The sequence below is a fragment of the Amycolatopsis sp. NPDC049691 genome (genome assembly GCF_040675005.1).
In the GTDB taxonomy this organism is placed as follows: Bacteria; Actinomycetota; Actinomycetes; order Mycobacteriales; family Pseudonocardiaceae; genus Amycolatopsis.
The window spans coordinates 70,522-84,535 of sequence record NZ_JBFANX010000027.1 but is presented as its reverse complement, the minus strand read 5'-3'; the positions used below and the strand labels follow the sequence as shown (position 1 = coordinate 84,535).

Sequence of the window (14,014 nt, the reverse complement as noted above, 5' to 3'; positions counted from 1 at the left end):
GGTCCACCTCGTCGTCAGCTCAGCGTCACCGCCGTGTCGTCGATGCAGAACGACGTCTGCAGCGACGAGTCTTCGGTGCCGGTGAACGTCAGCGTCACGGTCTGCCCGGCGAACGCCGAGACGTCGACCGTGTGCTGCTGGTAACCGGTCGCCTTGTTCAGGTTCGAATACGTCGCCAGCGTCGTCGACCCGGCCTTGACCGTCAGCTTGTCGTACTGCGCCGTGGTCGTGGTCTCCGCCGAATCGACGTGCAGGTAGTAGCTCAGCGAAGCGTGGCAGCCGCTCGGGATGGTCACCGACTGCGAAAGCGTGTCGGTGTGCGTGCTGCCGTAGCCGTCGAGGTAGGCGAGGTACGTGCCCGCGTGCGGCGCCTCACCGTCGGCGGACGTGGTGATCACGCCGCTGGACGCGGTCCACGCCGTCGCCCCGCTTTCGAAGCCGGGGTTGGCCAGCTTCTGGCCCGAGCAGCCGCCGCCGGGGGACGTGATCGTCCACGTGAACGTCGTGCTGCCGGTGGCGCCGGCGGAGTCCTTGGCGGTGGCGGTCACCGAGTACGTCCCCGCCGTGGTCGGCGTGCCGGAGATCAGCCCCGACGAGCTGATCGACAGCCCGGCGGGCAGGCCGGTGGCGGTCCAGGTGTAGCCGCCGCTGCCGCCGGACGCCGAGAGCTGCAGGCTCGCCGCCGTCCCGGTGACGCCGCTCTGGTTCCCCGGGTTCGCCGCGGTGACGCCGCCGGTGGACGTCCCGGCGGTGAAGGCGGCGGTCCCGTTGGGCGTGCCGAGCCCGGTGGGGCCGTCCCAGCCCGCGCCCGCCTTGCACTGCACGGTGGTCGAGCAGCTGCCGTTGCTGCCGGAGGTGACGTCGTAGAGGTTGCCCGCGTGCGAATAGGGGTACGCGGCCGGTGTGTCGGACGCGCCGGGCGTACCGGCGAGCGCGTAGACCGACGCGATGATCGGGGCGGACGCGCTGGTGCCGCCGTAGACGGCCCACCCGCTGCCGCCGTAGGTCTGGTAGACCGCCACGCCGGTCTGCGGGTCGGCGACCGCGGACACGTCGGCGTTGGCGCGCTTGGCGCAGCCGGTCGTCACGTTCTGGAACGCCGGCTTGGCCACACTGGTCGAGCAGCCGCTGCCCGCGCCGCTCCACGCGGTTTCGGTCCAGCCACGGGTACCGCCGCCCTGGGTGAGGGACGTGCCGCCGACGGCGGTGACGTACTGCGACGACGCCGGGTAGCTGATGCCGTAGCCGTTGTCGCCGGTGCTCGCGGTGATCGCGACGCCCGGGTGGTGGAAGTAGCTGGAGTCGTAGGTGGGTTCGCTGCCGTCCTCACCGCCGCCGTAGCTGTTGGAGACGTACTTGGCGCCCATCGAGACGGCGGTGTTCACCGCGGTGCCGAGGTCTTCCATGCTCGGCTGGTTCGCTTCGACGAGCAGGATGTGGCAGTTGGGGCAGATCGCCGAGACCATGTCGACGTCGAGGGAGATCTCGCCGGCCCAGCCGCTGTCCGCGGCGGGCAACGGGCTGCTCTGCCCGTTTTCGTTGACCTTCTTGAAGCAGCCGTTCGCCGTGGTGCAGGCGGGCAGGCCGTAGGTCGACCGGTAGGTGGCGAGGTCGCTTTCGGCGTTGGGGTCGTCGTTGGAGTCCACAATGGCCACTGTGGCCGACGCGCTGCCGCTCGCCGTGAGGTTGTACGCGGAGCGCAGCCCGGACGGCCCGAACCCGCTCGGCAGGGCGTCCGGGGCGAGCGCGGCGTGCATGGTGTCGGTCTGGCGTTCGGCGAAACACGTTGCCATGCCGGGCTTCGCGGTCTGCGCGCACACGCGGGCCGTCGGGTGCACGGTGGTCGTGGCGGTGGCCGCGGTGGCCGGGAGCGCGGGAGTGGTCAATGCCAAAGCCGCGAAACCGGCGACGGCGAGGATTCTTCGGGGTGGACGGCGCACTGAGCCCTCCTGGAGGAATTCATGCGGACGGTGGGGACCCATGGGTGTCCTGTTTATACAGTCCAGGGCCCGCGGTGACCCCCTTTCCGAAGGGGGATAAGCAATTGATGCCGTCCGCCCGCGCCTCGATTCCGCCGAATGGCCCGCGGACCAATCGGCCAAGGCCTCCCGTTCCCGCCCGATCGGGACGAATCGGCGGGTGCGCCCGCCCGACGAAAGTCGCGAACCGCCCCCGACTTTCGTCGGGCCGGGCGCGATGAACCCCGCGGCGCGGCCGTCCGTGTGAGAAGCGGGGTACGGAGCGGAAGTACGGGAGCCTGGTGTGACTGCCATCGACGAAAAGCGGCGCGAGCGACCGGGCTGGAACGCCGACCCGGTCCTCGTGCTGACCCTGGTGCTGCTGACCGGGTTCCTGGCGCAGGGGCCGGTGCGGCGGCTGCTGGCCACCCCGGTGCTGCAGAGCTGGCTGACGGTGTTCGTGGCGGTGGTCGTGCAGGCGCTGCCCTTCCTGGTCGTCGGCGTGCTGCTGTCGGCCGGGCTCGCGGTCTTCGTCCCGCCGTCGTTCTTCGCCCGCGTGCTGCCGAAACGGCCGGCGTTCGCGGTGCCGGTCGCCGGGGTGGCGGGGGCGGTGCTGCCGGGGTGCGAATGCGCGTCGGTGCCCGTCGCCGGGGCGCTCGTGCGCGGTGGGGTGACGCCGTCGGCCGCGGTCGCGTTCCTGCTGTCGGCACCGGCGATCAACCCGGTGGTGCTGACCGCGACGGCGGTCGCGTTCCCCGGGCAGCCGCGGATGGTCGTCGCCCGGTTCGCGGCGAGCCTCGCGGCGTCCTGCGTGATGGGCTGGCTGTGGCAGCGGCTCGGCCGGCCGGACTGGCTGCGTCCCCGTCCCCACGCGCACGGCGACGGCGAAGGCCGCGCGGAGGCGTTCTGGGGTTCGGTCCGGCACGACGTGCTGCACGCGGGCGGGTTCCTCGTGGGCGGCGCGACGGCCGCCGCCACGCTCAAGGCCGTGGTGCCTTCGAGCTGGCTGTACACCGCGGCCGCCGACCCGGTGGTGGCGGTCCTGGCGCTGGCGGTGCTCGCGGTGCTGCTGTCGATCTGTTCGGAGGCCGACGCGTTCGTCGCGTCGTCCCTGACGCAGTTCTCCCTGACGGCCCGGCTGGCGTTCCTCGTCGTCGGCCCGATGATCGACCTGAAGCTGTTCGGCATGCAGGCCGCGACGTTCGGCCGCGGGTTCGCGCTGCGGTTCGCGCCGGTGACGTTCGCCGTCGCCACCGGGACCGCGGTGCTGACCGGGGCGGTGCTGCTGTGAACCGCACGGTGCAGGCGATCCTGCTCTTCCTCGTCGGCGGTGTCCTGCTCCACGCCGGCGTGACCGGGCTGTACCTGCGTTACGTCAAGGCCGGGCTGCGCCCGCTGGTGCTGGCGGCCGGGGTGGTGCTGGTGGTCGCGGCCGTCGCCACCGTCCGCTACGCGCGGCGCCGCCCGGCCGGGCCGCCGGGCCCGCGGATCTCGTGGCTGCTGGTGCTGCCGGTGTTCGCGCTGGTGCTCGCCGCGCCACCGGCGCTGGGGTCCTACAGCGCGCTGCGCACCGGCACGGCGGTGACCGCGCCGCGGATCGTCGCCCCGCTCCCGGACGGCAACCCGGTCCCGCTGACGGTGATCGGCTACGCCGACCGCGCGGTGTACGACCACGGCCGGTCCCTGGCCGGGCGCACCGTCACGCTCACCGGGTTCGTCGCGTTCGGCGACGACGGCGCGCCCTACCTGATCCGCATGCTGCTCAACTGCTGCGCCGCGGACGCGCAGCCGGTCAAGGTCGGCCTGACCGGCCGGGTGCCCCCGGTGCTGCAGCCCGACTCGTGGCTGGAAGTCACCGGCACCTTCACCCCCGCGCAGGCCAAGGACCCGGTGAACGGCGGCACCATCCCGTTCCTCGACGTCGCTCGGGCCCAGCCCGTGCCGGCTCCGGCCGACCCGTACGAAAGCCTCGGCTGACGGTCGGGCGTGATTGATAATCTCTGTTTATCAATCACCGGAAACCAGGTCTTTGTCTTCGATCAGCGACGTACCTACCGTGAGGAGACGAAGCACCGGGAGGAGGCCCGTCGTGGAACTGCGCCATCTGCGCTACTTCGCCACCGTCGCCCAGATGTGCCACTTCGGCCGCGCCGCCGAGCGGCTGCACATCGCCCAGCCGGCGCTGTCGCACACGATCCGCCAGCTGGAGGACGAACTGGGCGTGGCGCTGCTGGCCCGCACGACCCGGCAGGTCCGGGTCACCCCGGCGGGGGAGTTCTTCCTCGGCGAGGTCCAGCGCGTGCTCGCGGCCGTCGAGGCCGGGGTCCGGGGCGTCCGCCGCATCGGCGACGGCCGGCTCGGCCTCGTCCGCGTCGGCTTCACCGGGACCGCCGCGTTCTCCCACCTGCCGCAGCTGGCCCGCGCGCTGGCGCAGCGGGTCCCGCAGGTCGAGCTGGAGGTCAGCGCCGACCTCCTCACGGCCGAGCAGTGCGCGCAGCTGCGGGACGGTTCGCTCGGCATCGGCGTCCTGCGCCCGCCGGTGACCGGCGACGACATCGACTACCGCGTCATCGAGGTCGAGCCGCTGGTCCTCGCCGTCCCGGCCGACCACCGGCTGGCCGCCGAGCCGGTCGTCGCGGTCGCCGACCTGCGGGCCGAGCCGTTCGTCACCTACGACGGGCGCAACTCGGTCGTCCACGAAGCCGTGCTGCGCAGCTGCCGCGACGCCGGGTTCGCCCCGGACCGCCAGCACGAGGCCCCGGGCACCGCGGCGCTGCTCGCGCTGGTCGCCGGCGGCCTCGGCGTCGGGGTGGTGCCCGCGTCGGCCCGGTCGCTGCCGCTGGCCGGGGTCGTCTTCCGGGACCTGGCCGGCGCGGCGACCGTCGAGCTGGCGCTCGCCTGGCACCGCGAAACGTGCTCGCCCCTGGTCACCACCGTCCTCACGGAGCTCGAGGACGTCTTCCCGTCCGCCCGGCCACCGGCGGAGGTCACCGCTGGATCGAAGGAGGTTTCATGACCACCACCCACGAGACTGCGCGGTTCTGATGCTGTACCACGTCCGGATGGACGTCCACCTGCCCCCGGAGCTGGACGCGGCCACGCGCGCCGAGATCGTGGCGCGCGAGAAGGAGTACAGCCAGAAGCTGCAGCGGGAAGGCAAGTGGCCGCAGCTGTGGCGGATCGCGGGGGAGTACGCGAACTTCTCGATCTTCGACGTCGCCGACCACGACGAACTGCACGCGTTGTTGTCCGGGCTGCCGTTGTTCCCCTACCTGGAGATCCACGTGACGCCGTTGGCCGCGCACCCGTCCAAGATCGCGGGGTGAGCCTCGAACCGCGCCGACGACCGCGAGGGCACGGGAGGCGTGGCGCAGGGCGAGCCCGGCGCGGCCGTTGACGGACTCGACGGTCAGCTCGGCGCCGGCCCCTCGGCCCAGCACCGCGATGACCAGCCGGGCGACCTCGGCCGCGCCCCGCACGGGCTCCGCCGGCGCGGGTACCACGCCACCGCCGTCGCACGGTCACCTCGTGCGGGTCGAACACGGATTCCTCCCGCCGGGGGGGTCAGGCCGGGACCGGCACCGCCTTGTTCTTCTCGGGGTTGACCAGCCACAGCACCTGATCGATGCCGTCGCTGGTGGCGCTGACGGTGAGCAGGCCGTAGACGACGCCGTCCTGGACGAGCACCGCGGAGGTCTGGCCGTTCGTGACGGCCCACCGCACGTCCACGTCGTCCCAGAACCAGCTGGAGATCGCCAGCAGGAACTTCGCCACCCGCGTCGCGCCCACGACCGGCGTGCGGGCGACGCCCTTGCGGCCGTTGCCGTCGGACAGGCTGGTCACGTCCGGTGTGAAGAGCCGTTCCAGCGTGGCCATGTCCCCGGAGCGGGCGGCGGTGAGGAACGCGGTCAGCAGTTCCCGTTGCTCGGCCGCGGGCGCGGGGGCGCGTCGTTCGCCGGCGATGTGCTTGCGGGCCCGGCTGACCAGCTGGCGCACCGCGGGTTCGGTCGAGGACAGGATGTCGGCGATCTGGGTGTAGGAGTAGTCGAACGCTTCCCGTAGCACGTAGGCCGCGCGTTCGTTCGCGGTGAGTTTCTCCATCAGCAGCAGGGCCGCGAACGCCAGTGCTTCCCCGCGTTCGGCGCCCAGGTACGGGTCGGCGGCGGTGTCGACCGGTTCGGGCAGCCACGGCCCGATGTAGGTTTCGCGCCGTTTCCGGGCCGACTGCAGGACGTTGATGGCCAGCCGGGTGGTGGTCGTGGCCAGGAAGGCCTCCGGACTGGCCACTGTGGACCGGTCGTAGGTCTGCCAGCGCCGGCAGCCGTGGCCGCGTCGAGATCGTCCGCTCGGGCACTCATCCCGGAATCTGCCACCAAACGCCTTTCGCCGTCCCGCGAGCCACTCTACGAGATCGGGCTGGTGACAGCCCGGCTGTCACAAACCGCGGTGGTGCCCGGTCCTGGCTGACGACACCGACCCGACGAACCGGAGCACCGCATGGACACGATCGACGATCTCCGCCGCCACCTGCAGTGGGCGATCGAACTCGAGCACGCGACGATTCCCCCGTACCTGTGCGCCTTGTACTCGCTGGACCCGGCCCGCAACCCCGAAGCCACTCAGGTCGTGGGCACGGTCCTCGCGGAGGAGATGATCCACCTGGCGCTGGCGGCGAACCTGCTCAACGCCGTCGGCGGCGCGCCCAAGCTCGACACGCCCGAGCTCCTGCCGCCGTACCCGCACCCGCTGCCGCACGGCGACCGGTCGGTGCACGTCCACCTGGCCCCGTTCGGCCCGGAAGCCCTCGAACTGTTCCTGCGCATCGAGCAACCGGCATCGGCGGACGCGCCACCGCAGACCGACGAGTACCGCACGATCGGCCAGTTCTACGCCGCCATCGAGGCCGGCTTGCGCGCGCTGTGCGACGAGCTGGGCGAAGACCGGGTGTTCACCGGCGACCCGGCCCGCCAGATCGGCGAGTTCCACCTCCGCGGCGGGGGCGGCGAGGTGCTGCCGGTCCACGACCTGAAGTCGGCATCGGCCGCACTGGCGGAAATCGTCGAGCAGGGCGAAGGAGCGGCGCGCACGGACGTGTGGGACGGCGACCACGACGTCTTCCACCCTGACCGGGAAGAGGTCGCGCACTACTACCGGTTCCAGGAGCTGAAACTGGGCCGGCGCTACCGGACGGGCGACACCCCGCAGTCCGGCCCGACCGGCGAAAAGATCGCGATCGACTTCGAGGGTGTGCTGCCGATGCGGCACAACCCGCGGACCGCCGACTATCCGGAGGACAGCCCTATCCGTGTCGCCCAGGAAGAGTTCAACCAGACGTACAGTCTGCTGCTCTACCAGCTGGAAGAGGCGTTCAACGGCAACCCGGGCGGGATGACGGACGCGGTCGGCACGATGTTCGGCCTGCGCAAGCAGGGCCTGGCGCTGATGAAAATGCCGACGGGCGACGGAAAGACGACAGCAGGCCCGACGTTCGAGTACGTGCCGCCCGAGCGGCGGAACTGAAGCACGGAGGCTTGGGCGATGTCACCGCTCGGCGCGCGCCGACATGGCCGCGGCGAGGTCGTACTCGACTTCGCCGAAAAGGGAATCCCGGTACCGGCCGTGGCTGACGGGGACGGTGAAGTCCTTGTCGCGCGGGTCGAAGGAGACGGCGATGAGGCCGTCACCGCTGGCGGATTCGCCGACGGTGTGTTCGGCGATGACGTGCGCGCCGGCGTCGAGCAGGCTCCGGAGGGCGTTCTGGTGGGTGAGCGGATCCCCGGAGATGGTGTGGTGGTGGGTCGAGACGACGAGGAACCGCACCCGTCCGGCGTCGAAGATGCCGCGGGCGCGCTCGATCAGGACGGTTTCGGCGCCCTGGACGTCGGCGAGGACGAGGTCGGCGCGAGGCAGTTCGGCGTCGTACATCAGGGAAGCGAGGTCGTACTGGCGGACGGTGTGCGTCCGGCCGTCGCTTTCGGCTTCGAAGTCCAGCGGTTCGCCGGGCCGGTCACCGATGGCGGCGTGGACGAACCGCACGCGGTCGGTGTAGCCGTTGAGCCCGGCGTTGCGGCGGCCGACCTCGAGGTAGGCGGGATCGGGTTCCACCGCGACGACGTGGCCGGCCGGGATGGCGTGGCAGAACCAGAGCCCGTAGTAGGTCCAGAAGCTGCCGAACTCGATCATGGCGGGCGCACCGCCGTCCGCGGCGAGGCGCTCGACGATCCGGTGGAAGACCAGTTCTTCCTGCGGTTCGTGATGGCCACGCAGCGCGCGGATGGCCTCGGTCATCCAGGGGCCGTAGTAGCCGCCTTCTTCGACGAGCAGGCCGTTGTGCATGACCTGCACCCGGCCACCATCGTGGTCCCGGCACTCGCCGGCGTGCGCGACCTTGGGGATGTCATCGGCGTCGGTACAGGCGACGGTGGTCAGCAGCCGACGGGCCAGCGCCGGATCGAGCCCCGTGACGTCGGGAACCAGCCGCTCCACAGCACCTCCAGGTCGGGACAGGGAATTCGAGCCTAACGCCCGGTCAGAGCCGAGCCCCGGAGGGAAGGTGTTGTCGCTGTCGCGGACAGCCTGGTCGAAGTCGACGCGGCTTCGTAAAAAAGTTCCGTGTGGAGTACACGGATCGCGCACGACGGCAGTCTTCATGGTGATGGCTGACTACGAGGACTTCGTCCGGGCGCACCTGCCGCGGCTGCTGCGCTACGCGACGATGCTGACCGGGGAGCGGGAACAGGCCGCCGACCTGGTGCAGGACGTACTGGTCAAGGCGTACCGGCGGTGGTCGCGGATCAGCGACGCCGAGCACCCCGACCGTTACGTCCTGCGGATGGTGACCAACGGATACCTGTCCTGGCGGCGCAGCCGGTCGGCGCGCCTGATCGCCGTGGGCGACGCGCCGGACGAGGCGCGGCCGGATGACTTCGCGTCCGACCACGCGGTACGCGAGGACATGTGGCAGCGCCTCGCGCGGTTGCCCCGGCGCCAGCGCGCGGTCGTGGTGCTCCGGTACTACGAGCAGCTCGCCGACGCCGACATCGCCGACCTGCTCGGCTGCGCCCAGGCCACCGTGCGGGCCCACGCCCGCAAAGCCCTGACGACCCTGCGACACGGCCTGGACATCGACCGGATGGCCCAGGCGAAGGAGAGCTGATGGACCTCGAGAACCTGATCAAGGACACCTTCACCGCCCACGAGCCCGACGCCCCCGACAGCGACCAGGTGCTGGCGGCCGCACGCCGACGCCTCGACCGCAAGCGCGCCGTGGTGAACCTGCCGCTCGCCGCCGGCGCCGGGGTGGTCCTGCTCGTCCTGGCCGCGGTCGCCGTCGTCGCGCTGAACCGGCCCGCGCACGACGACCAGGTGGCCACGGGCGCCGCCCGGACCAGCGGTCCGCCGACGGTCGAGGCACCGGTCGAGGCGGGCATCGCGGACCTGACCATGCCCTTCTCGCTCGGCTGGCTGCCGCCGGGCAAGGCCGACTACCTCGCGCGCCGGATCAACACCGGCGGCAGCGCGGCCGAGCCCGACAAGCCGGTGTACGGCGGCGAGTACATGCTGACCGTCACGTCCGGCCGTCAGGTCCTGCTCGTGGACGTGCAGGAAATGCGGACGATGCCGATCGAGCAGGCCTCCTTCAAGTCCGGACCGGGCCGGCCCGTCACCATCGGCGGGCGGGCCGGCGTGGAGAGCTCGCACTCCGGCGGCCCGGGCGGCTACGAGGTGTACCTGACCCACCCCGACGGCGGCTCGCTGTACGTCAACGTGGCCGCGCAGCCGGGCAGCACGGCGGCCGAGCAGCAGCTGATCGACGCGGGCCGCCGCGTCGCGGAGAACGTCACCTTCCCGGGCAAGACCACCGTCACCCCCGCGTTCAGCCTCGGCAAGCTGCCCGACGGCCTGCGGATGTGCGCGTTCGACGTCGAGAAGGGCCCGAGCGGTCCGCGCACGGGCTACTCGGTGGGCACGTGCGGCACCCGGCCGGCGATCCAGGTGCACAGCGCCGAGTCCGCCCAGGTGAGCGGCACCGCGGGACAGCCGGTCCAGGGACACGCGACCCGCTACCTTGACGAGAACGGTTACCGCACGGTCTGGATCCTCAAGGCCGTCCACGGAGCGCCGATCGCCGTCGCGGGCTCCCGCCCGCAGGAGGAGCTTTACGCGGTCGCCGACCACCTCGTCCTGCCGCAGTGAGGTGGCGCTACCGGAGTGCCGGCTTGCCCGGCTGGTAGAGCCAGGTGCGGAAGAACGAGCCGAGGTCGCGGCCGGTCAGCCGCTCGACGAACTCGATGAACTGCCGCGTCGAGACGGTGCCGTACCGGTGAGCCGTCGGCCACTGCGTGAGCACCCGGAAGAAGGCGCGGTCGCCGATCTCCACGCGCAGCGCCTGCAGCGCCATCGCGCCGCGGTTGTACACCAGGTCGTCGAAGATGCGGTCACGACCGGGGTCGGCGACTGCGCCGCTCCAGTCCTTCTCGTCGGCGTAGGCCTTCGCGAAGGTCTGTTGCACCGGAACGTTGGCGAACTTCTCCTGGTAGAGCCATTCCGAGTAGGTCGCGAAGCCTTCGTTGAGCCAGATGTCCGACCAGTGCACCGGAGTGAGGCTGTCGCCGAACCACTGGTGGCCGAGTTCGTGGGCGAGCAGGTCGCCGTCGACCTCGCTGGTGCTCTGGTCGTAGACCGGACGGCTCTGGGTCTCGAGCGCGTAGCCGACACCGACGTCGGCGAGGATGCCGCCCGTCGAGTCGAACGGGTACGGCCCGTACAGCGAGGATTCCCACTGGACGACCTGCGCCGTGGTTTCGTTGAACACCCGGCCCTGGCCGGGCTCGGTGTCGATCGACTTGCCGATCGCGGTGATGTTCGGCAGGCCGCCGGCCGTCACGCCGCGGGTGACGTCGTAGCCGCCGATCGCGAGCATGCTCAGCTCGCTGGCCATCGGCCGGTTCATGGTCCAGCGGAAGGTCGTCTGGTGATCGTGGGTGGTCCTGGGCCCGGGTTCGCCGTTGGCCAGCACGGTGAGTCCGGCCGGCACGGTGATGGTCTGGGTGTAGGTCGCTTTGTCGTTGGTGGTGTCGTTCACCGGGTAGTAGGTCGCCGCGCCGATCGGCTGGTTGAGCGCGACCGCGCCGTCCTTGGTGGCGACCCAGCCGGAGACGCCGAGTGCGGGGTCGTCGATCTGCTGCGGGACGCCGGAGTAGCTCACCGAGACGACGAACGTGCTGCCCTGCCGCAGTCCGTGCGGCGGGGTGATCACGAGTTCTTGGGCGCCGCTGCGGGTGAAGCCGGCGTTCCGGCCGTTCACCGACAGCCTGCTGATCGTCAGCGGTCCCTGGAAGTCGAGGTCGAACCGCGAGAGATCCTGGGTGGCCGTGGCGAGAATCGTGGTGGTGGCGTCGATCGCCTTGGTTTCGGGGTGGAACGCCAGCCGGATGTCGTAGTGGCTGACGTCGTAGCCGCCGTTGCCCATGTCGGGGAAGTACGGATCTCCGGCGCCGGGTGCACCGGGGGTGTACCGCGGCGCCGCGGCCGCCGCCGGGCTCGCCGCGGCCAGCAGGCCGGCGGACAGCGCACAGGAGATGATCACCCAGCGGCCACGACCAGGGTTGACGCCTCGCATGGGTCCTCCTCGGCAACCATCGACGCTGAAGAGTAGGACCGACCCGACACGCGGATCAAGCCGGGAAACCGGTGGACCGGCACGGGCGACCCGCCTAGCCTTCCGTCGAACCGTATGGCCTTCCGTCCGAAGAGGTGCATTTCATGGGTGTCCGGGTAGCCCGGCCGTCGACGGCCGACCCAGTGCTGATCTCCGTGAACTCCCCTTTGGACGTAAGGAATCCCCGAAGTGGACCTACCCCGTAGCTTCACCGTCCGCGAGAGCGGCCACCGCATCCACAACCCCCTCACCAGCCGGAAACTGGCCGTCCTGGGCAAGGCGCTGAACCCACCACCCGGCCCTCGGGTGCTCGATCTGGCCTGTGGCTCGGGCGAGCTGCTGTGCACCTGGGCCCGCGATCACGGCAGCACCGGGACCGGCGTGGACATCAGCACCGTGTTCGTCGCCGCGGCCCGGGCGCGTGCGATCGAGCTGGAGGTTGCCGGACAGGTCACGTTCCTCCACGGTGACGCGTCGAACCACGTCGCCGGCGACCCGGTCGACATCGCCGCGTGTGTCGGTGCGAGCTGGATCGGAGGTGGCGTCGCCGGCACCGTGGACCTGCTCCGCCGCAGCCTGCGCCCCGGCGGCGTGCTGCTGATCGGCGAACCGTACTGGCGCAAGGAACCCCGCGACGGCCGACCAGGACAGCTGGGACCGCTATGTCGCGGCTCAATGGCTCAGCACCCGCCGCTGGCTGGACGCAAACCCCGACGACGAGCTGGCGGAGGAGCTGCGCGCGGAACTCACCACCGCTCCGGCACGCCACGCCCGGTACCAACGCGAGTACCTCGGCTGGGGGGGGGCTTCGCTCTGATGAACCGCTGACACCAGCGGCTCGCACCGCATGCCTTGCCACTCGTGGGCAAGGCATGCGGCGCGGGGTGGCGATCATCGTGCCGGTGGCTTCCCGGCCGTCAGTGCGGCTCGCCGAACCAGTGGCCGAGTGCCGCCTCGAGGTCGTCCGGGTTGCCTGCCCAGCACACGTAGCCGTCCGGCCGGATGAGCATCGGTTCGGTGCCGGCGCCCTGCCCCGCGCGCTCGACCCGGTCCTGCCAGCGGGCGGCGACCCCGGCGAACCTGTCGAGCGGGTCGATCAGGACGCCGCGGCCGTGCCGCAGCAGCTCGTGCGACCGGACCCGGCCGAGGTCCACGTCCGGCGCGGGCAGGCCGACGAGCGGCCCGTCCCCGGCGCCCGGCATCGGGTAGCGGATGCCCATCCCGGACAGGAGGTCGTCGAGCTGGTACTGCACGTCCCGCAGGTGCGCGAGAGCGGCGAACAGGTCTTTGACGGCCATCACGTCCGGGTCGCCGGTGCCCTGGTGGTCCATCAGCAGGCTCTGCGCCTGGACGTTGCGCAGCACGGCGGCCGCGACCGGATGGCGCTCGGCGTGGTAGGTGTCGAGCAGGTGCTCCGGAGCCCAGCCCCGCACCGCGGCGCCGAGTTTCCACCCGAGGTTGAGCGCGTCCTGGAGCCCGGTGTTCATGCCCTGCGCGCCGATCGGGAGGTGCACGTGGGCGGCGTCGCCGGCCAGGAACACCCGCCCGTGCCGGTACCGCTCGGCCTGCCGGGCCGCGTTGGTGATGCGGCGGGCGTAGCACAGTTCGAGCAGCTGCACCCGGGAGCCGAAGACGGCCCGCAACCCGTCGCGGATCTCGTCCTCGGTGACCGGGACCTCCCGGGGGAGTGACCGGCCCGGCCCACCCAGTGCGAGCCGCCGCAGCGGCCTGCCCTGCTGATCGGTGCCGAGCGGGAACACCGACGCCCAGTGCCCGTCCTCGCCGCGGGCGTGCGTCATCGTCCGGTCGTGGCCGCTCAACCGCACGTCGGCGGCGACCGTGGTCGTCGTGCCCGGCCTGCCGGGGAACGCGGCCCCCAGCAGCGAGCGCACCGTGCTGTGGCCACCGTCGGCCGCGACGAGGTAACGGGAGCGGATCACGCCGCCGTTCGCGAAGGTCGCGGTGACGCCGTCGTCGTCCTGGGCGATGCCGGTCAGTTCGTGGCCGCGTCGCACGGGGATGCCGTGTGCGGCGAGGTGCCGCTCGAGGAAGCCCTCGATCACCACCTGCGGAACCGACCGCCACGGATGGCGGTGCCGGCCCCGGGTGAGCGGGAGCGTGATCCCGGCGAAGTGAGCGGTGCCGGTCGGGAAGTTTCCGTTGGCCAGCAACGGTTCCAGCAAGCCGCGCTGGTCGAACGCTTCCTGCGTGCGGGACTGCACACCGCCCGCCTTCGACAACGTGCTGCGCTGGGACAGCTTGTCGACCAGCACGGGCGGCACTCCCGCCACCCGCAGTTCGTTGGCCAGCATCATGCCGGTCGGGCCCGCGCCGACGACGAGCACATCGGTGTCCATGGGTTCTCCCCTGGTGGTGTCGATCAGGACGGGAGCAA

General features: G+C 71.5%; 13 protein-coding genes. 8 read left to right on the top strand and 5 right to left on the bottom strand.

Features of this window, described 5'->3' with window-relative positions:
- Positions 1-14: 14 nt before the first annotated feature.
- Positions 15-1,793 carry a S53 family peptidase gene (locus AB0J40_RS41135; RefSeq protein WP_364464971.1) on the bottom strand — a complete coding sequence of 593 codons (1,779 nt, stop codon included), beginning with the start codon at positions 1,791-1,793 and terminating at the stop codon, positions 15-17.
- Between the two features lie 469 nt (positions 1,794-2,262).
- Between AB0J40_RS41135 and AB0J40_RS41130 the strand changes: the two genes are divergently transcribed.
- The 4 genes from AB0J40_RS41130 (at position 2,263) to catC (ending at position 5,284) form a co-directional block, all read left to right on the top strand.
- Entirely contained in the window at positions 2,263-3,249 is a 987-nt protein-coding gene (locus AB0J40_RS41130) for a permease (protein ID WP_364464923.1), read from the top strand.
- Positions 3,246-3,935: a TIGR03943 family protein gene (locus AB0J40_RS41125; protein WP_364464922.1), complete on the top strand. Its 690-nt coding sequence runs from the start codon at positions 3,246-3,248 to the stop codon at positions 3,933-3,935. Before AB0J40_RS41130 ends, AB0J40_RS41125 begins: the two co-directional genes overlap by 4 nt.
- A 112-nt stretch (positions 3,936-4,047) precedes the next feature.
- Positions 4,048-4,974 (top strand): LysR substrate-binding domain-containing protein, encoded by a 927-nt coding sequence (locus tag AB0J40_RS41120; RefSeq protein ID WP_364464920.1) that lies wholly within the window; start codon positions 4,048-4,050, stop codon positions 4,972-4,974.
- 28 nt (positions 4,975-5,002) lie between these two features.
- A complete protein-coding gene (gene catC, locus AB0J40_RS41115; protein ID WP_364464918.1) occupies positions 5,003-5,284 on the top strand; it encodes a muconolactone Delta-isomerase in 282 nt (93 codons plus the stop codon).
- 238 nt (positions 5,285-5,522) lie between these two features.
- Here catC and AB0J40_RS41110 read toward each other — a convergent pair whose 3' ends face one another.
- The gene (locus tag AB0J40_RS41110; RefSeq protein ID WP_364464916.1) at positions 5,523-6,245 is read right to left on the bottom strand and encodes a sigma factor-like helix-turn-helix DNA-binding protein; all 723 of its coding nucleotides are present in this window, start codon (positions 6,243-6,245) and stop codon (positions 5,523-5,525) included.
- A 210-nt stretch (positions 6,246-6,455) separates the two neighbouring features.
- Here AB0J40_RS41110 and AB0J40_RS41105 point away from each other — a divergent pair, with 210 nt between their 5' ends.
- Positions 6,456-7,478, top strand: coding sequence for a ferritin-like protein (locus tag AB0J40_RS41105; protein ID WP_364464914.1), 1,023 nt, complete (start codon positions 6,456-6,458; stop codon positions 7,476-7,478).
- A gap of 21 nt (positions 7,479-7,499) precedes the next feature.
- Here the strand turns inward: AB0J40_RS41105 and AB0J40_RS41100 are convergent, their stop codons facing one another.
- Positions 7,500-8,444, bottom strand: coding sequence for an FkbM family methyltransferase (locus tag AB0J40_RS41100; protein WP_364464912.1), 945 nt, complete (start codon positions 8,442-8,444; stop codon positions 7,500-7,502).
- A 169-nt stretch (positions 8,445-8,613) separates the two neighbouring features.
- Here AB0J40_RS41100 and AB0J40_RS41095 point away from each other — a divergent pair, with 169 nt between their 5' ends.
- A complete protein-coding gene (locus tag AB0J40_RS41095; RefSeq protein WP_364464910.1) occupies positions 8,614-9,114 on the top strand; it encodes a SigE family RNA polymerase sigma factor in 501 nt (166 codons plus the stop codon).
- Complete coding sequence (locus AB0J40_RS41090) at positions 9,114-10,154, top strand: hypothetical protein (protein WP_364464908.1); 1,041 nt, start codon at positions 9,114-9,116, stop codon at positions 10,152-10,154. The genes AB0J40_RS41095 and AB0J40_RS41090 overlap by 1 nt, the downstream gene beginning before the upstream one ends.
- Before the next feature lie 7 nt (positions 10,155-10,161).
- On the opposite strand, the gene AB0J40_RS41085 is transcribed toward AB0J40_RS41090, so the two are convergent.
- On the bottom strand, positions 10,162-11,580 hold the full coding sequence (locus AB0J40_RS41085; protein WP_364464906.1) for a M1 family metallopeptidase: 1,419 nt from the start codon (positions 11,578-11,580) through the stop codon (positions 10,162-10,164).
- Positions 11,581-11,808: 228 nt separating this feature from the next.
- Between AB0J40_RS41085 and AB0J40_RS41080 the strand changes: the two genes are divergently transcribed.
- Positions 11,809-12,447, top strand: a complete 639-nt coding sequence (locus AB0J40_RS41080) for a class I SAM-dependent methyltransferase (RefSeq protein WP_364464905.1) — start codon at positions 11,809-11,811, stop codon at positions 12,445-12,447.
- Between the two features lie 89 nt (positions 12,448-12,536).
- On the opposite strand, the gene AB0J40_RS41075 is transcribed toward AB0J40_RS41080, so the two are convergent.
- A complete protein-coding gene (locus AB0J40_RS41075; RefSeq protein WP_364464903.1) occupies positions 12,537-13,976 on the bottom strand; it encodes an FAD-dependent monooxygenase in 1,440 nt (479 codons plus the stop codon).
- Positions 13,977-14,014 lie beyond the last annotated feature (38 nt).